Source organism: Chryseobacterium jejuense, from assembly GCF_017877355.1.
Classification (GTDB): domain Bacteria; phylum Bacteroidota; class Bacteroidia; order Flavobacteriales; family Weeksellaceae; genus Chryseobacterium; species Chryseobacterium jejuense_A.
This window is the reverse complement of record NZ_JAGIPR010000019.1, coordinates 15773-39051: the sequence shown is the minus strand read 5'-3', so window position 1 is coordinate 39051 and position 23279 is coordinate 15773. Positions and strand designations below refer to the sequence as shown.

23 protein-coding genes are annotated in these 23279 nt (G+C 33.7%); 5 read left to right on the top strand and 18 right to left on the bottom strand.

Annotation, left to right across the window (positions count from 1 at the left end):
- Positions 1–275 precede the first annotated feature (275 nt).
- Positions 276–3143, top strand: coding sequence for a M16 family metallopeptidase (locus J2772_RS23720; RefSeq protein WP_209921453.1), 2868 nt, complete (start codon positions 276–278; stop codon positions 3141–3143).
- Between the two features lie 74 nt (positions 3144–3217).
- Here J2772_RS23720 and J2772_RS23715 read toward each other — a convergent pair whose 3' ends face one another.
- From J2772_RS23715 to J2772_RS23705, 3 genes are all read right to left on the bottom strand, one after another.
- Positions 3218–4297: a GNAT family N-acetyltransferase gene (locus J2772_RS23715; protein ID WP_209921451.1), complete on the bottom strand. Its 1080-nt coding sequence runs from the start codon at positions 4295–4297 to the stop codon at positions 3218–3220.
- Complete coding sequence (locus tag J2772_RS23710) at positions 4294–5295, bottom strand: polysaccharide deacetylase family protein (RefSeq protein WP_209921449.1); 1002 nt, start codon at positions 5293–5295, stop codon at positions 4294–4296. Before J2772_RS23710 ends, J2772_RS23715 begins: the two co-directional genes overlap by 4 nt.
- A gap of 67 nt (positions 5296–5362) precedes the next feature.
- Positions 5363–7501, bottom strand: coding sequence for a S46 family peptidase (locus tag J2772_RS23705; RefSeq protein WP_209921447.1), 2139 nt, complete (start codon positions 7499–7501; stop codon positions 5363–5365).
- Positions 7502–7740: 239 nt separating this feature from the next.
- Between J2772_RS23705 and J2772_RS23700 the strand changes: the two genes are divergently transcribed.
- Positions 7741–8229, top strand: a complete 489-nt coding sequence (locus J2772_RS23700; protein ID WP_245365321.1) for a copper resistance protein NlpE — start codon at positions 7741–7743, stop codon at positions 8227–8229.
- Positions 8230–8259: 30 nt separating this feature from the next.
- On the opposite strand, the gene J2772_RS23695 is transcribed toward J2772_RS23700, so the two are convergent.
- Positions 8260–8907 carry an MgtC/SapB family protein gene (locus J2772_RS23695; protein WP_209921444.1) on the bottom strand — a complete coding sequence of 216 codons (648 nt, stop codon included), beginning with the start codon at positions 8905–8907 and terminating at the stop codon, positions 8260–8262.
- A 256-nt stretch (positions 8908–9163) separates the two neighbouring features.
- Between J2772_RS23695 and J2772_RS23690 the strand changes: the two genes are divergently transcribed.
- From J2772_RS23690 to J2772_RS23680, 3 genes are all read left to right on the top strand, one after another.
- Positions 9164–9562: an immunity 22 family protein gene (locus tag J2772_RS23690; protein WP_209921441.1), complete on the top strand. Its 399-nt coding sequence runs from the start codon at positions 9164–9166 to the stop codon at positions 9560–9562.
- Between the two features lie 74 nt (positions 9563–9636).
- A complete protein-coding gene (locus tag J2772_RS23685; RefSeq protein WP_209921438.1) occupies positions 9637–9951 on the top strand; it encodes a hypothetical protein in 315 nt (104 codons plus the stop codon).
- A gap of 25 nt (positions 9952–9976) precedes the next feature.
- On the top strand, positions 9977–10711 hold the full coding sequence (locus J2772_RS23680) for a protein phosphatase 2C domain-containing protein (protein ID WP_209921435.1): 735 nt from the start codon (positions 9977–9979) through the stop codon (positions 10709–10711).
- Between the two features lie 77 nt (positions 10712–10788).
- Here the strand turns inward: J2772_RS23680 and polA are convergent, their stop codons facing one another.
- The 14 genes from polA to J2772_RS23610 form a co-directional block, all read right to left on the bottom strand.
- Entirely contained in the window at positions 10789–13626 is a 2838-nt protein-coding gene (gene polA, locus J2772_RS23675) for a DNA polymerase I (protein ID WP_209921433.1), read from the bottom strand.
- 263 nt (positions 13627–13889) lie between these two features.
- Positions 13890–14321 carry a hypothetical protein gene (locus J2772_RS23670; protein WP_209921431.1) on the bottom strand — a complete coding sequence of 144 codons (432 nt, stop codon included), beginning with the start codon at positions 14319–14321 and terminating at the stop codon, positions 13890–13892.
- 98 nt (positions 14322–14419) lie between these two features.
- Positions 14420–14833, bottom strand: a complete 414-nt coding sequence (gene tssD / locus J2772_RS23665; protein WP_209921429.1) for a type VI secretion system tube protein TssD — start codon at positions 14831–14833, stop codon at positions 14420–14422.
- A gap of 359 nt (positions 14834–15192) precedes the next feature.
- On the bottom strand, positions 15193–15720 hold the full coding sequence (locus tag J2772_RS23660) for a hypothetical protein (RefSeq protein ID WP_209921426.1): 528 nt from the start codon (positions 15718–15720) through the stop codon (positions 15193–15195).
- A 9-nt stretch (positions 15721–15729) separates the two neighbouring features.
- A complete protein-coding gene (locus J2772_RS23655; RefSeq protein ID WP_209921423.1) occupies positions 15730–16176 on the bottom strand; it encodes a hypothetical protein in 447 nt (148 codons plus the stop codon).
- A 21-nt stretch (positions 16177–16197) separates the two neighbouring features.
- Positions 16198–16884, bottom strand: coding sequence for a hypothetical protein (locus J2772_RS23650; RefSeq protein WP_209921420.1), 687 nt, complete (start codon positions 16882–16884; stop codon positions 16198–16200).
- A gap of 255 nt (positions 16885–17139) precedes the next feature.
- Entirely contained in the window at positions 17140–17709 is a 570-nt protein-coding gene (locus tag J2772_RS23645) for a hypothetical protein (protein WP_209921417.1), read from the bottom strand.
- A 386-nt stretch (positions 17710–18095) separates the two neighbouring features.
- On the bottom strand, positions 18096–18539 hold the full coding sequence (locus J2772_RS23640) for a hypothetical protein (protein ID WP_209921414.1): 444 nt from the start codon (positions 18537–18539) through the stop codon (positions 18096–18098).
- Between the two features lie 90 nt (positions 18540–18629).
- Positions 18630–19088 carry a tetratricopeptide repeat protein gene (locus J2772_RS23635; protein WP_209921412.1) on the bottom strand — a complete coding sequence of 153 codons (459 nt, stop codon included), beginning with the start codon at positions 19086–19088 and terminating at the stop codon, positions 18630–18632.
- A gap of 3 nt (positions 19089–19091) precedes the next feature.
- Entirely contained in the window at positions 19092–19730 is a 639-nt protein-coding gene (locus J2772_RS23630) for a hypothetical protein (RefSeq protein WP_209921409.1), read from the bottom strand.
- 84 nt (positions 19731–19814) lie between these two features.
- Positions 19815–20138 carry a hypothetical protein gene (locus J2772_RS23625; RefSeq protein ID WP_209921405.1) on the bottom strand — a complete coding sequence of 108 codons (324 nt, stop codon included), beginning with the start codon at positions 20136–20138 and terminating at the stop codon, positions 19815–19817.
- Positions 20139–20483: 345 nt separating this feature from the next.
- Positions 20484–20942 carry a tetratricopeptide repeat protein gene (locus J2772_RS23620; protein ID WP_209921403.1) on the bottom strand — a complete coding sequence of 153 codons (459 nt, stop codon included), beginning with the start codon at positions 20940–20942 and terminating at the stop codon, positions 20484–20486.
- A gap of 318 nt (positions 20943–21260) precedes the next feature.
- Positions 21261–22604: a hypothetical protein gene (locus J2772_RS23615; RefSeq protein WP_209921401.1), complete on the bottom strand. Its 1344-nt coding sequence runs from the start codon at positions 22602–22604 to the stop codon at positions 21261–21263.
- A 51-nt stretch (positions 22605–22655) separates the two neighbouring features.
- Positions 22656–23180: a hypothetical protein gene (locus tag J2772_RS23610; RefSeq protein WP_209921398.1), complete on the bottom strand. Its 525-nt coding sequence runs from the start codon at positions 23178–23180 to the stop codon at positions 22656–22658.
- Between the last annotated feature and the right edge of the window lie 99 nt (positions 23181–23279).

Below are 23279 nucleotides of genomic sequence, written 5' to 3'. Positions count from 1 at the left end.
CTAGCCCCGATAGCAACGGTTACCCCGCAGCACGCGTAAGCCTTAGCTTTGGCGCGAGGAGTATGAGTGGATAGCGGGATCAAGCTCCTGATAAAAAATAATTGAACGATATGATGCTTTCTCACACTTCCTTAATTAGTGGATCTTCTTCTGCCTGATATATCTGTTCAACTATACTAATAGATGCAATAGTCATAAAAGCGGAATTTATGTTTTTTCGATTGCTTACATTTGCATTATATTCTTACTATAATAAGGATGAAATGAATTCATATATGACAGACAGAAAATATAAAGAAACGGTTCATACAGATACAAACCACTACGAATATACTACGGTAACCCACGATAAAAATAAAGTAAGAAGCTACACACTGAAGAACGGACTGAAGGTTTTCCTTGCTCAAAACTTTGATGCACCAAGAGTTCAAACTTTTATTCCGGTAAGAACGGGTAGTAATAATGATCCCGCAGATAATACAGGGCTGGCTCATTATCTTGAACACATGATGTTTAAAGGAACGTCTAAGATAGGAACTCAGAACTGGGAAAAAGAAAAGGAACTTCTGGATCAGATTTCTGCCCTTTATGAAGAACATAAAGCTGAACAGGATGCTGAAAAGAAAAAAGACCTCTATAAAAAGATAGACAAAGTTTCTCAGGAAGCAAGCCAGTATGCTATTGCCAATGAATATGATAAAGCTATTTCCTCACTAGGTGCTACAGGGACCAATGCCCATACATGGTTTGATGAAACGGTTTATAAAAACAATATTCCGAATAATGAACTGGAAAAATGGTTAAAAATAGAAAAGGAAAGGTTTTCTGAAATTGTTCTGCGTCTTTTCCATACGGAACTGGAGTCTGTATATGAGGAATTCAACAGGGCTCAGGATAATGACTCAAGGTTGGTGAACTATGAACTGATGGCCGCTCTTTTTCCAACTCATCCTAACGGGCAGCAAACGACACTGGGCAGACCTGAACATTTAAAGAATCCTTCTATGAAGGCCATTCATAAGTATTTTGACGAATATTATGTTCCGAATAATTATGCTATAGTATTGGTTGGGGATATTGATTTTGAAGAAACGATTCAGTTGGTAGACCAGTATTTTGGCAAGCTTCCCTACAGAGAGCTTCCGAAAAAAACTGCGGTTATTGAGCAACCCATTACCGAAATTGTTGAAAGAACAGTAAAAAGCCCTACCACTCCACGCGTTCAGCTGGCCTGGAGAACGGATAGTTATGGAACAAGGGAAGCAATGCTTGCTGATATCGTTGCGAATATTCTAAGCAACAGAGGAGAGGCCGGTTTATTGGATCTTCATATCAATCAGACTCAGAAAATGCTTTGGGCACAGGCTTTCTCCGTAGGATTAAAACAATATGGCTATTTTTCTATTGTTGCTGTTCCGAAAGAGACCCAAACCCTACAAGAGGCAACAAATATGGTTCTGGAGGAAATTGAACTTATCAAGAAGGGAGATTTCCCGGATTGGATGCTCCCTGCTATTATTAATGACTTCAAGCTTCAGAGAATGAAAGGTCTTGAAACTGCAGAAGGCCTGGCCACTACCCTATACGACATTTATATAAAAGGAAGAAGCTGGGAAGAGGAACTGAATGAAATGGATGAATACGCAAGTTTCACCAAAGAAGACATTATCAGTTTTGCCAATGACTTCTTTAAGCACAATTATGTTATTATTAACAAAGAAAAAGGAGTTAATGATAAGTTATTAAGAGTGGATAATCCTGGAATTACTCCTGTTAAAATTAACCGTGATGCACAATCTGAGTTTTTAAAGGAGATATTATCTGATACAACAGAAGATATTAAACCTGAATTCATCGATTACCAAAAGGAAATTGCAACTGATGAGATTAAAGGGAAAAAATTGAGTTTTGTAAAGAATAAGTACAACGATATTGCCCAGGTTCATTTTATTTTCCCATTTGGAAGTGATAATGACCGTGAACTGGGAATTTCAACTCAATTTCTTCAGTATTTAGGGACAGATGAGCTTTCTCCTGAAGATCTGAAGAAGGAATTTTTCAAAATTGGGGTAAGCAATGATTTTAAAACAACCAATAATCAGTTATTAATTTCCCTGAGCGGCCTGGAAGAAAATATTGAAAAGGGAATTGCCCTTCTTCAGCAATGGATGTATCGTGTACAGCCAGATCAGGATATTTACAACCAATTTGTAGGAACTGTGCTGGAAAACCGTCAGGCTGTTAAAAAGGATAAAAACCGTATCATGACGGCACTTACTAATTATACTAAATTGGGAAGTACTTCACGTTTTACAGATATTATCTCTAAGGAAGAGCTTGAAAGCAGCAAGGCTGAAGTATTCACTGACCGAATGAAGAAGCTATTCAAATATCCTTACCAAATTTTCTTTTATGGAAAAGATTTTGAAGCCTTTAAAGGATATATTGGTGAATACACTGAAAATGAGAGCCTTCAGATTCCTAAACCGAAACAATACCCTGAGCCTGCTACCGGCGGAAATGTATACTTTATTAATTATGACATGGTTCAGATGGAAATGAGCAAAATTGGTAAGGGAAATATGGTTAATCCGGCTTATTTTGGAAAGGTGAATGTTTTTAATGAGTATTTTGGAAGAGGCTTGTCTTCTATTGTTTTCCAGGAGATCCGTGAGAGCAAAAGTTTAGCTTATTCTGCTTATGTTTCTTATGCGGCCAATGCTGAGCTGAATCATCCTGATTATATTACCACCTATATTGGGACACAGCCGGACAAGCTGATGATTGCAGTTGATACCATGAATGAGCTGATGAGTGAACTTCCTGAGGTTACCATTCAGTTTGAGAATGCTAAAAATGCGGCTTTAAAACAGATTGCATCTACCAGAATAACCAGAAGCAATATATTCTTCAATACTTTAAGGTTAAAGAAACTGGGAATTTACCATGATTTCAGAAAAGATATCTTTGAACAGATCCAGGCATTGAAGTTTGAAGATATCAGACAGTTTTATCAGTCGGAAATTCAATCCGTAGACTTTAACACCGCCATTATCGGTAAAAAGGAAAACCTGAATATGGAAGCTGTAAGTAAAATGGGAACCTTTACTGAAGTAAGTCTGAAGGATATTTTCGGGCATTAGAAATAAAAAAGCCGCTCAATAAAGATCTTGAGCGGCTTTTTTGTTTTATAAGCGATGAATGATTATTGATATGTTTACGTCATCATACAATCTCCATCTCCATCCTGATAATCCGGATTAAATCCTTCAGGAAGACTTTGGATCAACTGTTTATTAAATAGATATCTTCTTTCAAAATCACGTTCATAGATCTTTGGAAATGTTTTTGAATGTTCAATTTCTTTATTAAGATCCTGTTGATAACTGGTGAGAGCCTTTATTTTGTTTTTAACAATAAAATAACTCAGAAAATCAATGAATTGCCTCATCCCTGATTTAGAAAACAAATACGGAATTTTAAGGTAACCATCCCTTAAAAGTAACAGAGAACATGTTGTTAAGGAATTCTGATGATCATATACTTTTATCCAGAAATATTTAAAAGTTCCTGCATAGCTTGAAAACAGATATTTTTCATCTTTTCTTTCTCCTTTCAACACCCATGGATACTTTATAGACAGGTTAATTTCATTTGCATTTCTCCTGCTTTGAAAACCGGCTATAAAATCAGTACTTTCTGCATCAATATGATCAAGAATTTCAAAATGAAAATCAGGCTTCTTGATCAAAATATTTTTCATCGAAATTACAGAATTGGCCGTAGAATCCAAAATAGAGAAAAAGGGCTTAAGTACTTTTGTCTTAGGTTTTTTATCGGGGATAATGGTTGCTAAGTCTGTATTAAAGTAAAAGCGCTTCCCTCTTTTAGGAAAAATATACTCAAAAGCTCCTATTATATTATAAAGGGTTTCGGCTTCTATGGTAAACTCCGTAATGGCAATATGTCCTTCATATCTTTCCATGGCTTTTTCCAGAAGTCTTTTTGCTATTTTTTTTCCTCGAAACTCCCCGCTTACATAGAGAGTACTCAACCATGCATATCTTATCACTTTTTCATCGAGTACAAAACGATCAGGAAAACATCCCAAATACCCAGCCAATTTTTCATTATAGAAAGCCAGAATAAGAAGCGTCTGCTCATCTGTTACTTTTGGATTATGGATATGTGACAGGGCACGATGTTCAGTGATGGGAAGGAAATCATACTGTCTGAATTCCCCGGATGATATAAAATCTTCCAGTTGTTTTTTATTGAATGTCTTCAGTTGTATCATTTTCTTATAATCATATTTTTATTGACCAGCATTTTCAATTTGAAATAAGCAATTTCTTTTTTCAGTATTCTTTCTGCACCTTCGCCCATTTCCATTGGAATTCTCTGAAAATTTTTTTTAACACTATCCAGCTTTACACCGGCTGCTCCAAAGCTGCAGTATATTTCTTTATTTTTAAAAAGTTCTTCAAAGAACTTATTTTTCACACCGAAATCGGTGAAAGGAAATGCAAAACTGTCATATAAGAAATCATTTTCCTTTAGGTAAGCAAAGGTTTTATTGATAGACTCCATCTGCTGTTCCAGAGACAAAGTTCCGAATTTTGGATGATCCCAGCTGTGAGAAGATATTCCAAAGCCTCTATGGGTTAGATTTTTCAGCTCCTCAGTGCTCAGATAAGGTCTGTGTTCTTGTAAATAGGATTGAAAATCAACTTCAAGCTTTTCAGCAAGCAGATCCAGAATGTCTTTTTCCTGGTACGTGATCTTTAAGATTTCCTTTTTCAGACTTTCTGTTGTAGCCGTACTACCCATAGAAAGGATGCTGTATATTTCAGTATATATAGACTTTTGCTTTTTCAGAGCTTCTATAATCAGACTGGCTTTGCATCTGAACATGATCTCTTTATTATCAATGAAAGCCGGATTTATAAAATTGCAGGCATAAATTCCTTTACGCTCCAGAATTGGGGCGACAATATCATAAAATTCTCTGAAACCATCATCAAAGGTAAGTAAAGCAATCTTTTTTTGAGACTTAAAGTTCCCGGACGTAAAATCTTTGAATTCCTGCCAGTTTACCCACTGAAAATGCTTTGAAAGACAATCTATATCCGCTTCAAACTGCTTGGTGTTCTTATATTGGATCACATTTCTGATATGGGGAAGATTTTCATCGGAAACACAATGATAAACAGGTAAACAGTAATCCAGCGGAAGGGTTTTCCCGAACTGATCTGTTTCAAAAGCAGTAAATAGATTAATGAGCTGATCCTTCATCCTAAAAATAAAAAGAATCTATTCAAAATGCATTCGAATAGATTCTTTAAAGGTATAACTTTTTAAATTATTTTATCACTTTCATTTCATCAACAAGCCATTTAGCATCTGCAAATTTCTCAACGATGAAAAGGATATATTTTGTATCTACCATGATGTTTCTGCTGAAACGCGGATCGAAATTAATATCACTCATAGTTCCCTCCCACTGTCTGTCGAAGTTAAGACCTATCAAGTTTCCGTTCGCATCAAGGGTTGGACTTCCTGAGTTTCCACCTGTTGTGTGGTTGGTAGCCGTAAATCCTACAGGAACATCACCTGTTTTGTCTTTATAAATTCCGAAGTCTTTTTTGTTGTAAAGATCGATCAATTTCTTAGGAACATCAAATTCATAATCTCCAGGAATATATTTCTCCATTACCCCTGCAAGATGAGTCTGATATCCGTAAGAAACAGCGTCTCTTGGAGCAGATCCTTTGATCTTACCATACGTTACACGAAGCGTAGAGTTAGCATCCGGGAAGAATTTTCTGTCTTTATCTGTCTCCATTTGCTGAGCCATAAACTTCTTCTGCAATGCATCAATTTTTGTCTGAAGTGAAGTATATTGTGGATCTGCTGCTTTCATGTAAGTCTCTTTCATAGAAACATAAAGCTGATAGATAGGATCTTTCTTCAATGTTTTAATCAGCTTATCCTGATTAGAGAATGCTTTATCAATATCTGCAGTCAGTGTTCCTCCGTTTACGGCAGTTCTACCTGTAATGATAGAGTTTTTAGACATATCTTCTACTACAGGGATATTGGCATTTTCATCCTTATACTTGTTGAATCCTGCCGGTAAAAACTGAGGAGCAGTTTTGTTAGTATATAAAGCCAGTAATTTTGCGGTTACTTTAGCGTCAAGTTCTGCGCTATAGTCTTTATAGAAAGAAGTAAGTTTTGTTTTCAGCTTCGTAAGCTCCTTTTCATCCATTCTTCCAGCTTCTACGGCGGCTACAAAGTCATAATAATCTCCTGCAAGCTTCAATGTCTCTGCATTTCTTATCACTTCCGTGTAATAGGCATTGTTTAATGCATAAGGAGCTTGCTCGCTGTAAAGTTTGTTCAGCTGATCTAAAGTTGTTTTAACTTCAGGGTTTTTAGCAACCAGAGAACCTTCATACATTACTTTTTTCTCAACGGCATTGGATTTCTTTAATCCTTCTACTTCACCAATCCACTTTTTCCAGTAATTGGCTACAGATGCATATTTGGAAGCATATTTAATACGTGTTTCGTTATCTACACGCATTTTTTCGTCCAATGTTTTTAAAGCAACATCACGGACAGCAATTCTTGCAGGATCAATATCTGTCATGATCTTTTCTACTGCAACTGCCGGAAGATATTCCGTAGTTCTTCCCGGGAATCCGAATACAAATGTAAAATCATTCTCATTCTTATCCTTGATGGAAACCGGTAAATAATGTTTCGGAGTGTAAGGAACGTTATCTTTTGAATACTCTGCAGGTTTATTGTCTTTATCTGCATAGATTCTGAACATTGAGAAATCTCCGGTATGTCTTGGCCAAACCCAATTGTCTGTATCACTTCCGAATTTTCCGATACTTTGAGGCGGTGCCCCAACAAGACGAATATCTTTATACGTTTCGATGGTATAAGCATAGTACTTGTTTCCATAGTACATTGGCTTTATCATAATCGATTGGAAAGATTCAATTTTCTGAGAGTTTTTATAAACCTCAATATTATTGTTGATCTTTTTAGTAAGCTCAGGTTCTGTAAGATGATCAGTTCCTTCCAAAATCTGGAAACTTACATCTTTTATATCTACGATAAAATCTACTTTTACTCCCGGGTTAGGAAGCTCGCCATTCATATTTTTGGCCCAGAAACCATTTGAAAGAAGGTCATTCTGAACCGTAGAATGTGCCTGAATCTGCCCGAAACCACAGTGGTGATTAGTGAGTAACAATCCCTTCGGGGAGATGATCTCTGCAGTACATCCGCCGTTAAACTGTACCACGGCATCCTTTATGCTCGGTTTTTGAGGATTGAAAATTTCTTTTGCAGAGATTTTCATTCCCAAATCCTTCATTTCCTTTTCATTCAGTTCTGTAGGAATCCACATTCCTCCATATTGTTGTGCAAATGCCATTGCAGCCGGCAAAAGAAATACGGATAAAAGTATCTTTTTTGTCATAATCAAAATTTTGCCCGAATTTACGAAGAAAAATAGGAATAGCCCCCATAAAACGAGGGTAAAAATGTCAGTACTGAATTTTGCTTCACAAATGAAGAGTGAATTGCCGCTGAATATAAAATTGACAAGCAAAGCGAATTGGCTATTCACTATTAACTATTGACATCTTTCCAACTCATTCTCTTGGCTCAATTTTTGATTAAAGTTTGCCAGTTTAAAACATACTTAAATTGATTATTATGATGAAAAACAAAACACTTATCCTTGGAATCGGAGCCGCTTTATTCCTTGCTTCTTGTTCTAAAAAAGAAACACTAGATACCAAAACTTTGGGGACAGATTCTGCAGCGACGGTTCAACCCACTGTTGCAGACAGTACAGTTCATCCTACAACCAGTGCTCAAGGTGATACCTCTGAAAATGCTTTGGATTGGAATGGTACTTACGAAGCAACAGTTCCATGTGCTGACTGCCCGGGAATCAAGACTTCATTAACATTGAATAATGATAAAACGTTCAGCATCACTGAAGAATATCTGGAAAGAAAATCAAAGAATGAAGATAAAGGATCTTTTACGTGGGACGCTACAGGAAGTGTTATCACTTTAAAAGGTAAAACGGCAAATTATAAATATAAAGTGGGTGAAAATAAGTTGATCCAACTGGATATGGAAGGAAAAGAAATCGACGGACCTAACAAGGATCTGTATGTATTCAAGAAAAAATAAAGGGCAAAGCCTTTATTTTTTTGCTTTATTCTAAAACTGATACGCTATAATTTTAGAATCATCAACCAAGTCTTTTATCAATCCTTCATGATGGGTATTCTTTCCTGTCAGTCTCCAGGTTGCTGTAATATTCCCTTGTGTATATTGCTGTTTGATTAATAGATACTTTAAATGATGTTTTTTAAAAAGTTCTTCGCAATGTTTTAAATCTGATGAATTCACTACTCCTACTTTGTATTCCCTAATCTTATTGTAGTTGTCTATAAAGCTTTGCAGATAGGTTAAAGCACTCAGAATAATAAGCACTAACGCTGTTCCTAGAAGGGAAAAGTACACGTATCCGGAGCCTACGGCCATTCCTATGGAAGCTGTAGCCCAAATAGTGGTAGCTGTTGTGATTCCTTCAATCTTATTTTCCCCTTTAAATATCACTCCTGCTCCCAAAAAACCAATTCCGGTGATGATATTCGCTGCAAGACGATCAGGATTTGCAACGCCTATTTTGATGGAAAGGATGGTAAATAGGCAGGCTCCAAAACAAACGAGAATAAAAGTACGAAGCCCGGCTGATTTATTACGATACTCCCGCTCAGCACCTATCAGTAATCCGAGGATCACGGAAATAAAGATCAGTAACAACTCATTCTTAACCACATAATGGTCCTGTAGAAATTCCATTTTCAAAATTTAACAATAGAATAAATTTACAATAAAAAATTTTACGGAACTATTTTTGATGCCCAGACTTTGTGTACTGCTGCTTAAAAAATGGGATGTAACAGAAAACTTTTGTAATATTACACTTTCAAATGGAAAAGTAAATCTTACACCTGCTTTTCAACAATAAATGAGGGCCCGAAAGTTTGATAGAGATTGATAACCCAAAAAACTCATTCTAAATAATTATAATACATTATACAACAAACAATACATTATGGACAAAGAAATTTCTCACTTCTGGCTGGGGTATTTTAAAAATGAAGAAGAATTTTATGCTTTTGTAGAAGAGGATGAAAATTATTATCTGGAAGAGGAAAATGACGATCAATATGTTTCAAAATTTGCAGAATCTCAGAACATCAAATGGTTTGATGACGACTTTATCGAATATGGTTTTGAAGATGAAAGATTAGGATTGGTTGAAAAGTTCTCGGAATATTCTTATGCGGACCAATGGCTTCCTATTTTAGAACAGAAACTTAATGATCTAGGTCTGGACACTCCTGTAAACGCAATCGTTTTTGCCAGCAGATTTATCATTCCTAATCCTGTTTCTGTGGATGGAGAAGAAAACAAACTGTATTATATTGGCGAGATTGAATTTGACGTTTAAATAATACTATCGAAATTAGAATACCTGGCTGTATTTTTCTTTATAGTCAGGTTTTTCTCTAAAACTAATACATCATGGCTATTGCAAAAAAAGGACTCAGAAAGATCATTGTAATAAACGAAGTATTTTATTGGAAAATAAGAAAGAAGGTTTCCCCCGCTGAAAGACATGATGTTACCTATGAAATCCCTGTTCAGCATGAAAGCGAAGGTCAAATTCTATTAATCAACGTGGGTTTCTGCAGAGCTGAATACTATGGAAGGGAGCCTATGAAAATAACACCAAGTCTTATCGAATCCAACATTACTGAGGCCATTGAACTTGGCTGGGAATATAATAAACAGGGAAAAGCCATTACATTGATGGATGGGAAATTGTTTTTTTGGTGAAATAACAATATCTTTCAACGAATTCATGAATATATATTCCTCCTTACAAATTGGTGATTATCATACTAATCACTGTGAAGATCATCTTCTGATCAAAAAAATCAATTCTAATAAAATCGTATGTGCAGTAATGGATGGTTGTTCCACTGCTATGGAAAGTCATTTTGCCTCTACCTTAGTGGGTAAAATACTTCGTAAGATCATCCTCGAAACAGGATATAGAGAGTTGTATGAAAAAAATATTCAATCTGGTATTGATGAACAACTTAAGGAAATCATAAAAAGGCTGTTCGATGAAATTATATTTCTAAAAAAGCATCTGATGCTGGATGAGAAGGAGCTATTAACAACTCTTATCATTTTACTTTATGATGCTACAGACAACAAAGGGATTATTTTATCTATTGGTGATGGAGTTATTTGCATCAATGGAAAAATCACAGAGTTTGATCGTGACAATAAACCTGATTATTTCACATATCACCTTAATGCAAATTTTGAAGAATGGTATGCTTCTCAGGCTCAAAAGATTCTTTTTGAAAAACTAGAGGATATTTCAATTGCTACAGATGGGATTCTTACTTTTTCGAAAATAAAAAATACAGATTCAGAAAGTATAAACTTTATTGAATACCTTATGATTAATTCATCAAATAATGATTCTGAAGAGATGCTTAACAAAAAGATGAAAACACTTGAACATCGCTATGGAATGAAACCAACAGATGATTTAGCTATTATCAGACTTATTAAAGGTTAATCTTCTCTATTAAAAAAACAAAAAACTTCTGCTTATGAGCAGAAGTTTTTATTTTATCTTTAAAGTAAGTTAACCTATTAATGGGCTTCCAGCCAATTATCTCCTACTCCAATTTCCACCAATAACGGAACCTGTGTTTTCAAGGCATTTTCCATTTCGGTTTTGATTAATTTTGAAGCGGCTTCAATTTCTTCAGCCGGAGCTTCGAATACCAATTCGTCATGTACCTGAAGCAGCATTTTTGTTTTTAATTGCTGTTCTTCCAGTTCACGATCTATTTTAATCATAGCAATTTTCACAATATCAGCAGCGCTTCCCTGTACCGGAGCGTTTACTGCATTTCTTTCTGCGTGTCCTCTTACCACAAAATTATTGGAATTAATATCTTTTAAGTGACGTTTTCTTCCCAAAATGGTTTCAACATATCCCATCTGACGGGCTTTGTTCACCTGTTCTGCCATATATTCTTTCAGTTTCGGATAGGTTTCGAAATAGGCTTCGATCATCTGCTTGGCTTCTGTACGGGATAATCCGGTTTGTTCAGCTAAAGCAAAAGCACCCTGTCCATAAATGATTCCGAAGTTTACGGTTTTAGCCTGGCTTCTCTGGGTTTTTGAGACTTCTTCCAAAGGAATTTTAAAGAGCTTCGCCGCTGTAGATGCGTGAATATCTTCTCCGTCCTGGAATGCTTTAATCATATTGTCTTCTCCTGAAATTTCAGCAATCAGACGAAGTTCAATTTGTGAATAATCGGCAGAGATGATCTTCTTCCCTTCTCCGGAAACAAAGGCTCCACGAATCTGCTGCCCTCTCAATGTTCTGATCGGAATATTCTGCAGGTTCGGATTCACACTTGCCAAACGCCCTGTAGCTGCTGTAGTCTGGGAGAAATTGGTATGTACTCTGTTGTCTAATTTATCAATCTGCGACGGCAGTGCATCTACATAGGTTGATTTTAATTTCTGATACGTTCTGTATTCCAGAATATGTTTGATGATCTCATGTTTTGAAGCCAGTTTTTGAAGTACATCTTCCGAAGTAGCATACTGTCCTGTTTTGGTCTTTTTAGCTTTTGGATCAAGCTGCATTTTTTCAAACAGAATTTCCCCTAACTGTTTAGGTGAATTCATATTGAATTCTTCTTCTGAAAGTTCAAAAATTGTTTTTTCCAGCTCTCTCAGATCATTTTCAAGGTCAATACTTTCCTGTGCCAGCCATTTTTCATCTAAAGAAATTCCGGCAAGCTCCATTTTAGCAAGAACTTCCATCAAAGGCATTTCAATATTGAAGAAAAGCTCTTCCAGATTTTCTTTTTTCAGTTGTGGAGCAAACAGTTCATATAATTGGAAGGTTACATCTGCATCTTCCGCAGCATAATCTGTCTGTGTTCTTAGATCAGCATCCCTAAATGTTCCTTGTTTTTTTCCTTTCTTCCCGATAATGGTTTCAATGGAAACAGGTTTATAATTCAGGTATACCTCAGAAAGATAATCCATTCCGTGTCTTCCGTCAGGATTCAACAGATAATGGGCAATCATAGTATCAAACATCGCTCCTTTAACGGTGATGTCATACTGTTTTAATATTTTATAATCGAATTTTAGATTGTGGGCAATTTTCAGTAAATCTTCTTTTTCAAAAAAGGGTCTGAAGATTTCAAGCGTCTGCAAAACTTCTTCTCTGTTTTCGGATAAAGGAATATAATATGCCAATCCTTTTTTATAGGAGAAGCTCATTCCTACCAGTTCTGCTTCCAGCTCATTCAATGAAGTGGTTTCTGTATCAAAACAGACCGTTTTTTGCTTCAGTAGATTGTCTACCAGTTTTTTTTGAGCTTTCGGATTGTCTATAAACTGATAAAAGTGGTCATTATGCTCAATGGAAGATTTTGTAGAGGTTGCCTGATCCAACTCTTCAAAATTAGCAAAAAGGTCAAGTTGCATTACCTGTCCTTTGACTTCTGTTCCTGCCGGAGCAGCCTGTTTTACTTCTACTTCGCTTACTACAGCTGTTTCTGTAGCTGCAGGAGCAAATGCTCTATAGAGGTTTTCATACAGTCTTCGGAACTCTATCTCTTCAAAGACTTCTTTTACTTTTTCAAAGTCAGGAGTTTCAAGATCGTATTGTTCCTGATGGAATTCAACAGGGACATCACAAATAATAGTGGCTAGTTTTTTTGATAAAATTCCACGTTCTGCGGAGGCTTCTACCTTTTCTTTTAGCTTTCCTTTCAGTTGATCTGTATTGGCCAACAGGTTTTCAATACTTCCAAACTCTTTAAGGAATTTCATAGCCGTTTTCTCTCCTACCCCTTCCAATCCAGGGATATTATCCACCGCATCTCCCATCATAGCCAGATAATCAATAACCTGTTTAGGGTCTTCGATCTCATATTTGGCTTTCACTTCTTCTACGCCCAGAATTTCTATATCTCCACCTTTTAATCCTGGCTTATAAATTTTGATTTTATCTGTAACCAGCTGTGCAAAGTCTTTATCAGGTGTTACCATGAATGTGGTATATCCTTCTTTTTCTGCTTTGCAGGCAATGGTACCTATTACATCATCTGCTTCATATCCTTCAACCCCAAGAATTGGAATATGCATTCCTTCCAGAATCCTGTGAATGTATGGGACTGCAATTTTGATGGCTTCCGGAGTTTCACTTCTGTTAGCTTTATAGTCTGCGAAATCATCGGTTCTTACGCTTGCTCTTCCTACATCAAAAACTACAGCCAAATGGGTTGGTTTTTCTCTTCTGATCAATTCGATCAAAGAGTTGGTAAAGCCAAAGATGGCAGAGGTATCCAAACCAGTACTGGTTAATCTCGGATTCCTTATCAGTGCGTAATATCCTCTGAAAATCATCGCGTAAGCATCGATGAGAAACAGCCTTTTATCTTGTGTTGCGTCCATATTATCTATAATGAACAAATATAAGAAAATAGGAGGATAATTTGCTAGTTTTGAGGTTGGATTCCTGAGGCGAGATACAGGGTACGGAGTGGGAAAAGATGAATGGATAGTTTGACTATCTGTGCTGAAAGTTTTTATTTTGGGGGATTTTAACCACCCCGTCAAATCTTCGATTTTCTACCCCTTCGGAGCAATGGTGGAAATCTTTCTTATGAATTAAGGTGTGTTGTAATTAAAGCCAGACACTTTACCTTAACCTCTAATTAGCAATCATGGTTTTCGTAATTCAGCTGCTCCATTTTTTTCTCGTAACTTTCCATGTCTTTTTTTCCTATACTTACTTTTTTAAGCTGTACCGGAATTTGTTTTTTACCCTCTGGACTGATCCAGATCCCATTCATGCTTTCTCCGTCTTTCTTCAAGATCATCAACCCGGTAAAACCTTCTTCTACCATTGCAAACTGTTGTTTCATACCTTCTGTAACGCTAAGCTGTAGCCAATTGCTTACTTTTTCGTAACGATACATTGCATTATAATAAGGATCTCCGCCACAACCATTTTCTACAGATTGTAAAAATAAGGTTACCGGCATTTTTCCGTTCACTGTTCCTTTGTATAGAGAAGAAGTATTCTGTGCCTGTAAGATAGCAACTGACATTGTAAAAGTGAGAATCAATAGAATTTGTCTGAACATTTTTATATAGTTTTTAGTCGTGTATTGAATAAAAAACAGAACAGTACACTCTATGAGTATACTGTTCCATTAGTTTTTTTAAGTTTTGTTGTGCTAGCTTATTTACCTGCTGAAGGCCACAGTCCAGCGTACTGAGAAGTACCATAGTCGATAGTTTCAGCACTTACTACGAAGCTTACCAACATACTGTTGCTGTCGATTGCGTCGAAATCTACTTCATGTTGGATAACGTAACCGTTTTCCCATTTCAAAGTGATTAGTGTTCCTTCTTCGTGAGATTTGTTGAAAACAATTTCTCCTACTGTTGGCTTATATTTTCCGTTCAATAAGCTTTCTAGGATGTCTGATTTTTCAGTAGCTTCTACTGTAACTTTGATTAGAGCGTTAGAAGGGTCTGAAGCTACACGTCCTGATACATCTGTTGATCTTGATACGCTGTAGTTCATTTTTAATAATTTCTGACCTTCTCCGTTGTTGAATTTTAAGATTCCTCTTGAGTTTCTTTCTGCCATGATTGTAAATTTTAATCGTTAGTAATATTTTTGTTATTCAATAATTGTAAGACAAAGATAAAGGCCTTCAGGTTGAAAAAAAAGCTTTTGAACAGAAATCTGAAAAATTGTAGTAGTTCTACGATTTTATGTCGTAATTCTACGACAATGGAGTTAACATAAAACGCAAATACTTATTAATAAATATTTTAACCATAATTAAAAATTCACAATAAAATATCAATTATTACACTTTAAAGGGAAATATCATGTTAAAAAATTGATTTTATGGCTGTTTAAAAATCATCCGAACCTCATGGTTTATATTTCAGTTTTACTGGTGGATTCATCAATATTCATACTGATAAATAAGCTCAAATTTAATGATCGGAATACCAATATATATTCTGAAACTTATTCTTAGTCTTAATTTTTGTGAACTGCAATTCTTTTTGAGTTTCTTTCAGCAGTCTTCTCAATTCTGCTCCTTTCTCTTCATCATATCGGCTTCTGTACTCTATATCATGCAGATAAATATGTTGTGTATTCTTCATACAAAACTTAAAATATATTTTGGAATTGCGTAATTGCGGCGTCTTTGTCTCATAGTCATATGAACAGAATCCTATGATATCCGTCTTAGCATATTTTACATATCTATTATTGTTTTTTTTCAGATAAAGATAATTATCATCAAACCAGATGGTCATTTTTACGGAAATGGCTTTTAGAATCAAATAACATGTTCCCAAATACAACAGGGTGAAAATTGTCATTAAGGAGACACTGAAATCAAATAAAAAATAATACAAAGCACCATATAAAACCATAGAAGGGATGATAACCAACACCGTCCATCCTGTATGAAATGGCAGAACATTTTTTAAAATGAATTCTCTTCTTTCCATATCTATATGCTAAGCTCCAAAGCAAATTCCATAATATACAAGAAATCCACCAAGCAGAAAAAACAATTTGAATCCTGTTTTTATTTTGTCTGCGTTATTAATCACAAATTTTACAGGATTTTTATCCAGATTCTGCGCATTATGTACCTGATGGAACCTAATGAGTATATTATCTAAGATCACTTCTGTAAATAGCAAAACAAAGAAACTATAGAAAAACAGGGAAATAATTCCCAAACAGATATTAAAAAGTTGTTTTTCATAGATCAGAATTCCACGATCAAATTTTGTAGCGTATAATAAAAATGCCAAGGGAGCTATTATAAAAAACAAAAAACCTGCAATGATTCCCAATCCGGTAATACGTAAAGCTTTATTTTTTGGATACAGTACGGGTAGCCTGAAAAGCAGCCATCCAAATGAGACCATAAATGCAATGTATAATAAAACTTTCATCCTAATCGTTTTTCTTTAGTATTACTTATGATCAATATAATAGAAAAATCCGGTCATTAAAAGCATCATCACCACTCCTGCAATCCCTAAAATAAATAAAACAACCTGCCATGGCTGCATTTTATTGATGATTGAATATTTTATTTTTTCTCCTTTTACAACATAGACTCCGAAGTTAGGAATGATGGTAGTATTGATGATATTTCTGAGCTCTTTCTTATTGAAATTTTTATGGATATAAGGTTTCATGTATTGAACAAAGGCATCCACCTCATCAATGTCTTTTTGTGATGAAAAAGGAGCCAGTCCTGTGTCTCCTACTCTTATTTTGATGGTATGATCTGCTGTTTTAATTGTCAGATAGCGTAAACCTGTATTACCAAGATTTTTGATCATCTTAATTTCAGATGCATGGAACTGATAGTTCAGATTTCTAAATGTAATGTGAAAATGATTATCTTTTATATTGATGGTCCAGGTCTTTTCTTTAACGAGTCTGCTTAATTGCTTGAGTGTAATCATGCATACTCCAATAGTCATAATACTGGCAAAAGTCACTGATTTTAGAAAATGAATGTTGGGAAACAGCAGATCGCCGCCAAATAAAATTCCCAGCATGGTACATAATCCGGGAATAATTAATACCAGTGCAAGTTTCAGCTCTGTTTTGAAATCCAAGCCCTGGAAACTAAATACTCTGTCTTTCATTGGTTTTGGTTATCATCGTTTTTTTCTTTCTGCTTAAGATAATAAATTTATTTACTTTGATTTCTCTCCAGAGAATCCAGAATGTTTAAATTTCTTTCACTATATGGATTACCCAGTTTCCGTGATTCTTCCATAAAAAGCCTGCATATTATGCTTCTAATTGTTTATATTCAGTAATTAATTTCAAAATTATTTTTCGCTCGCTCAACTATTGAGGCAAGAAAAGAGTAATTAATTAATTTTAATTAGTTTAAGTTACCAAAACAGTAATAATAAAAAATAAGCAATATCTAAGGCAAATAAGATACCTATAGTTTTATATTGAGTAATTCCTCCAAAGCGATCAATTCCACCACCACCAATAAAAGCATAAATAAAAAAAACAATTAACAATAAAAAAAAGTATTGATTTTTAATATATTGAAAAATATCAAAATAATAAGAAAAGTTCTTTTTCTCATTATTTATACTGAAAAATGGTATACTGTCTTCTGACTTACTTTTCTGATTCACTTCTGAATAAAATGAAATCGTACTGTTTGTCTCCAATTTATTATTATTGAAAAGAATACTCCAGTCAGATATAAATCCTCTGTAATCTCTTTCGTACTTTATTATCTTTGAATTATTATCAGCAATATAGAAGTATATTCTTCTTTTGCTGGCGTGTTTATCAATAATTATTCTTTCCCGATTATTATCTTTAAGAACAGGCTGCACTCTCATTAATTTTAAATTAGAATCAATCCTGGTAACTTTACTTAATATAATACTTGTAAGCACTAAAGGAAACAAAAGAATTATTGTGAATATTATATTTCTCATTATTTTATTGCAAATCCACCATTTACTACCGCACCAACCATTTCCTATACAAATCCTTTTCCCAATCACAGCATCTCTTCCGACAATTAATGTTCCTTTTTAATCCGGAACAGCTTCCCAGACAGCTCCACAAGCCACTTTTATCTAGTCCTCCTTGTAAACCAGCCACATACTGTTCATATCCTTGATTAATCCATTTATTAACAGTAAAAGTTTCGATTTTACTATTTGGTAAATACTGATTGACTTCAGTTTCTTATGCATTATTTTATTAAAAAAAGAAATGGTTGACTCCTAATGCAAATAATGGTATTCCTATTACAAGTCCAATTATGTAACCTATTGCTGATTTTTTCATAGATTAACCTTCGTAGCTATAAAACTTGTTAATTTAAATTATACTTTTTCAATAATTGATCTGCACTCTTATTTCCTAATTTAGAAGATTCATTTAAATACATCTTAGCTTTAGAGTCATCTCTTAGATTCAAATAAGTACTTCCTAAGTTAAACAATATACTTTGCTTAACTGATATATCTGGATTGTTTTTTAATTCTTCTAATGCCAACAATAAATATTTTTCAGCCTCTTTTGGTTTACGCTGGATTAATTTTATGTGGCCTAAGTATGAATAAGCTTGTTTATTGCCTTGCTCTGCTTCATTTTGAAAAATCTGTTCTGCAGCTTCATACTTCCCATTAGTATAATAAGAAATTCCATCCCTAAAAACAGAATCGTTTTTTTTGAAAGTGTCTTTTGCAATAACATAGATAAGGATAGCACCTGCTATTCCAGCAATAATAAAGATAAATTTAAATAAGTTTTTCAAAGCAAAATTTTATTGTTTGATTTTTCATCTATTTTCATTCATGTGTTAGCTAAAAACCATAAGCAAAAAAAAAGACCTTTTGCAGGTCTCTTATTTTATTTTTTGATTCCGTTCCAATGAATCCAATATTTTAAAATTAATTTCCAAATCAGAAGTTCCTAACTGTCTGGCTTTTTCTAAAAATTGCTTGCCTTTTCCAAGATCTCCAGAATACAAATAGCTCATTCCTAAAGAAATCAAAACCTTTTCATAATCTTGAGTTCCTATTCCATAGCCAATATCATAAGCTTTCTGTAAATTTTGAATTGCATTTCTATAATCACCAATTTTTAGGTACGAAGATCCCAGCCCAACTAACACGTCAGGTTTTTTAGATGTATCAACATGATTAAAATTGAAAATTGCCATCTCATATTGTTGTTTATCATAGGCATCCCAACCATCATGATATGACTTTGTGTTGGAATCAGTAAAAAAATTGTCTTTAATAATCACTATTAAAAAGCCAAGTGCAATTACTCCTAAAATTATTTGTAGTATTTTTTTCATATCTTAAACTATTAAGTTGACAAACAAAAGAATAAAACATAAAATCATCATTCCACCTATTTTATGCTCTAATTGCGAGTCTTTATCTTCCTGTAATGAAACTTTAAAAATTTTCTTTGTTATAAAGATGATTATATAAGGCAATACAAGTAAGATAAAAGCAATTAAAATAGAATAATTGTATTTCCAAATATCTAAAAATAAAAGTAGCTTATTTGGTTTCAAATGTATTTTTCTTAATCCAAAATAAGGAATAGGTTCTATTTCATTTAGCTCACCACCAAAAATGTCTGTTCGGTGTCTTATTTCTTTATTATTAATTCTCTCATTATCTTTTTGACGAATATAAAAAGAAATATCTATTTTATTTTTTTCTTTATCAATTCTCCAAAACCAAGTATTGAGTCCTTCAAAAATTCCTGGATACTTTCTACTGATTCTTATTTCATCTTTGACAAAATTATAAGTAACAGTAGTACTTCTACTACTGGAGTAAATTGTTGTTTGGTTTTCAGCTTGAAGCCAATTTTCATGTTTCAAATGGAAAAAATCATAGCCTGTAAGGATTAAAGAATATAAAAAATAAGTTAAGCCAAAATATAGTGTAAAAAGATGGAATTTTGTAGTGTTTATTCTTTTCATAGGACTATGTTCCCATTACTATTAATACTGTTAGACATATCAGACTCACAAAAATTTTGGGTTATCACTGACTAGTTCTTTCATTTATTTATTAAACATCATTTTATATTCTTCTTTAGGCATAAAACGGGATAGATACTGTTGAATAAATATAGAATTTGTTTCGGCGCTTATATGAAATATTTTAGCCTCACGCTCTATATCACTCATATCACCATTTGGCCATTTCCCATTATATTGTAATAAATCTTTTCCCCAAGCAGGTACTGGATTTTCCTTACTTCCATATTTAGAATTCCTAAGCTGAGCTTGATTAACATAAGCTATAAATGTAGTATTATCCTTAACATGCATTAAATCACTTACCCTTTGGCATCCCTGTTGATTATCTTCTAAATAACTAAACATATATAAATTGAAGTACTTCTTTTATTTTTATCATAAAAAGTAAACCATTCAAGAAAAGCAGAATTAGCTCCTCTTTGTAAAGCCACTATATATTGCTCATTTCTATCACCAAGCCATTTATTTACAGTAAAGTTTCGATTTTACTATTCTGTAAATACTGATTGACTTCAGTTTCTTCTGCATTATTTCCTTAAAAAAATAAATAGTTAACTCCCCATGCAAAAAGAGGAATTCCTATTATCAATCCTAAAATATATCCAAATTTTGATCCTTTCATTTACTTTTTAAACATCACTTTATATTCTTCCTTAAGGTATTAAATGAGAAATAGCTTTTTTAAAAATTTTATTTATAATTTTTTATTTGTTCTAAAGAATCTAAAATATATAAATTTCTTTTACTATTTGGATTACCCAACTTACCTGATTCTTCAAGATAAGACCTGGCATTTTTGAAATTTTTCAATTCAATATTGCAAATACCTAGCATATTGGTTAGCAATTTCTTTTCATCATCATTTTTAAATAAATGCTTATCATAGGAAATTTTCAAATATTTCTCTGCATTCTTATAATCTTGCATTTCAAAATAACTATCACCAAGAGCCATAGTAATTTTAGGATATTTATTAATATCTAGACCTGATAAAGTACCTATTGATTTCTGAAACTCTCCATTTTTATATTCTGCCCAACCTTTATCATACAAATCATCATTAGGGCTTGTAAAAATTTTATTTTTTGCAATCGCTACAATTCCTAATAATCCAATAACTCCTAATATAATACTAATATAATTTTTCATTAAACAACAAAATTAATTAACAAACACACTATAAACATGATATATATATAATTTACAGTTTTATTTTGAGTATTAAAATCCTCCAATTTAAATTCCTTATTATCTGTAAGTTTTAAATAAAGAAAAACAAAAAGCAAAGGACAGAATAAAACTATAAATGCAATAACCTTCGAATAATTAAATTTCCATATATCTATCCAAAGCAAAAAATAATTGGCAGGAGAATCTATTTTTCTTAAAGCAAAATAGGGAATAGAAACTGGCTGACTTCTATTTTCATCAGATGTACTATATTCTTGATAAGTTTAATAAATACTCTTAATCTACAGGGATGCCGGCAACCAAACTACTTCCGTTAGGTTCAGCGGCCAAATCAGCGGCCATGCCCTGTGCTATATCGACCCTTGCTGCTTCGGAGAACATAGTTCCAATAAATGGAATAAGAAACAATATTCCCTGTTTATAACTGGAATTTAAATTATTCAAACTAGATTTTGTATTTTCTGTCATTAAATTCTTTCCATCATCTATCATACTTGGATTCATACGTCCGCTATTATAATATGTAGATGCATTTTTCCATTCAGGATATTTACCACTGTTCAGCTCAGCCAATAATTGTTGAGCTATGGGGTTAGCTCTTAATTGCTGACGATTAAGACCATCTAAATTTTCAAGTTGTTGTAGTAGTGCTTTATTACTATTATGAATTCGTGTTGTTGTAACTACTGTTGTAATTTTCCCCATAACACTCTTTTTCTTATATGAAGAGACTTTATACCAAGGTCCCTCCTTTTTCACTTCAATTATATCGCCAGAATCCTGTACAAAATCATCTGGCTTTGAAGGTTTACCCCACAAAGTATTTCCGTCTATATCCTGTTCTTCCGTTTTACCAGTTTTACTATCCGTAACATTCTCTTTATGGTTATTCATTTGGTCATATGTCGTATTATCCTTCACATCTCCCAAATTTTCATTTATTCCTCTTATCGTTCCTCTAAATCCAAAATTAAGAATACTAAAAGCACCATATCCAGCAATAAATCTTCCACCAGCTAGCCAAACTCTACCACCAATAGAAGCGGCACCCCAACCAGAAAAAGAAGCAGGTAAGTAATATCCAGCTCCAGCAGAAGCAACAATATTTATTCCTAATTCAAATCCGTTTTTAATAGCTATAGAGCTTGCGGCATCTTCTGCTGCTGCCTTATCAAAAAAAGGTGTCAGAATTCCACTATTACCACACTTTAATATCGATGATCTTGTAATAGCTGAAGATCCATTAATTTTCACACTATTATGAGCTAAAAACCAATTGCCACCCTTTAGAGGATCAGTACATTTGTGAGTAACAATTGCTATGGTAACACCAATAGCAACAACTGCAATGGCACCCGCAATCACCCAACCAATTGGCCCAGTAGCAAATAAAACAAGCCCAGCTCCAAATGCTAATAAAGAACCGATCATATTGGCAGGAGATTTACATTTAAATTCTTCCATTAGGTTCTTATCATCAACTGTTAAAACTGGCTGATCTGTATTCTGATAAAAAACACTAGGTTTTTCCCTGCTATAGGAGAATTTTTGTGGAGAAGGACTTAATTGATAAGTACAAACTGCATAAACTTTATCTTGTGGAATAAACGAAACTGACATAACATAGAAATTAAAATTAAACTAATAAATAAGCTTACCAACGGCTTCTATCTATACATACAATACTAAAACTATACTTATAATAACATAAGCAAAGCAAATTACAATTGGAAAAGCCTTTACATAAAAATCTTTACTTGAAGTTTTTTTTAAAAACTTTCCAAAAAAACCTTCAATATTAGACTTCATATTCATATCTGGCGACAAAAAATATTTTGTACCTGACTGTGTAGTAACTCTTAACATAAAAGCCTTTCTTGAATTATAATTATAAATATTATAAGTTGTATTATCTGGTAAATGAACTTCATTTCCTTTATCATCTTTCAAATAGAAACTATTCTCAGATTTTATAAAAGAAATTTTTTGCATGGTACTTTTCATCACAATAATTAAAAAACCAAAAACTATACTTAGTACTGCAATGATTAGCTGTGTCTGATTCACAGTATATTTAATATGCAAAGTTTTAATTAATAATATTGCTATAGGAAACAAAATAAATATTGTAATTAATGTTGCCCAAAAAGTATATTTACTATTAAAGGTTGATAATGTTACTTCATTTTTACTCATACTTTTATATCAAATAAATTAATGTTTATGTGGTGTTAAAAATTCTTTTCTACATTTCAATATAGTTACTATTCTCTTTTTTATTCATAGTTTTCAAAA

Coding starts and splice junctions, on each gene's coding strand:
- J2772_RS23720 (WP_209921453.1), top strand. CDS start 276: ATGACAGACAGAAAATATAAAGAAACGGTTCATACAGATACAAACCAC.
- J2772_RS23715 (WP_209921451.1), bottom strand. CDS start 4,297: ATGATACAACTGAAGACATTCAATAAAAAACAACTGGAAGATTTTATA.
- J2772_RS23710 (WP_209921449.1), bottom strand. CDS start 5,295: ATGAAGGATCAGCTCATTAATCTATTTACTGCTTTTGAAACAGATCAG.
- J2772_RS23705 (WP_209921447.1), bottom strand. CDS start 7,501: ATGACAAAAAAGATACTTTTATCCGTATTTCTTTTGCCGGCTGCAATG.
- J2772_RS23700 (WP_245365321.1), top strand. CDS start 7,741: ATGATGAAAAACAAAACACTTATCCTTGGAATCGGAGCCGCTTTATTC.
- J2772_RS23695 (WP_209921444.1), bottom strand. CDS start 8,907: ATGGAATTTCTACAGGACCATTATGTGGTTAAGAATGAGTTGTTACTG.
- J2772_RS23690 (WP_209921441.1), top strand. CDS start 9,164: ATGGACAAAGAAATTTCTCACTTCTGGCTGGGGTATTTTAAAAATGAA.
- J2772_RS23685 (WP_209921438.1), top strand. CDS start 9,637: ATGGCTATTGCAAAAAAAGGACTCAGAAAGATCATTGTAATAAACGAA.
- J2772_RS23680 (WP_209921435.1), top strand. CDS start 9,977: ATGAATATATATTCCTCCTTACAAATTGGTGATTATCATACTAATCAC.
- polA (WP_209921433.1), bottom strand. CDS start 13,626: ATGGACGCAACACAAGATAAAAGGCTGTTTCTCATCGATGCTTACGCG.
- J2772_RS23670 (WP_209921431.1), bottom strand. CDS start 14,321: ATGTTCAGACAAATTCTATTGATTCTCACTTTTACAATGTCAGTTGCT.
- tssD (WP_209921429.1), bottom strand. CDS start 14,833: ATGGCAGAAAGAAACTCAAGAGGAATCTTAAAATTCAACAACGGAGAA.
- J2772_RS23660 (WP_209921426.1), bottom strand. CDS start 15,720: ATGGAAAGAAGAGAATTCATTTTAAAAAATGTTCTGCCATTTCATACA.
- J2772_RS23655 (WP_209921423.1), bottom strand. CDS start 16,176: ATGAAAGTTTTATTATACATTGCATTTATGGTCTCATTTGGATGGCTG.
- J2772_RS23650 (WP_209921420.1), bottom strand. CDS start 16,884: ATGAAAGACAGAGTATTTAGTTTCCAGGGCTTGGATTTCAAAACAGAG.
- J2772_RS23645 (WP_209921417.1), bottom strand. CDS start 17,709: ATGAGAAATATAATATTCACAATAATTCTTTTGTTTCCTTTAGTGCTT.
- J2772_RS23635 (WP_209921412.1), bottom strand. CDS start 19,088: ATGAAAAAAATACTACAAATAATTTTAGGAGTAATTGCACTTGGCTTT.
- J2772_RS23630 (WP_209921409.1), bottom strand. CDS start 19,730: ATGAAAAGAATAAACACTACAAAATTCCATCTTTTTACACTATATTTT.
- J2772_RS23625 (WP_209921405.1), bottom strand. CDS start 20,138: ATGTTTAGTTATTTAGAAGATAATCAACAGGGATGCCAAAGGGTAAGT.
- J2772_RS23620 (WP_209921403.1), bottom strand. CDS start 20,942: ATGAAAAATTATATTAGTATTATATTAGGAGTTATTGGATTATTAGGA.
- J2772_RS23615 (WP_209921401.1), bottom strand. CDS start 22,604: ATGTCAGTTTCGTTTATTCCACAAGATAAAGTTTATGCAGTTTGTACT.
- J2772_RS23610 (WP_209921398.1), bottom strand. CDS start 23,180: ATGAGTAAAAATGAAGTAACATTATCAACCTTTAATAGTAAATATACT.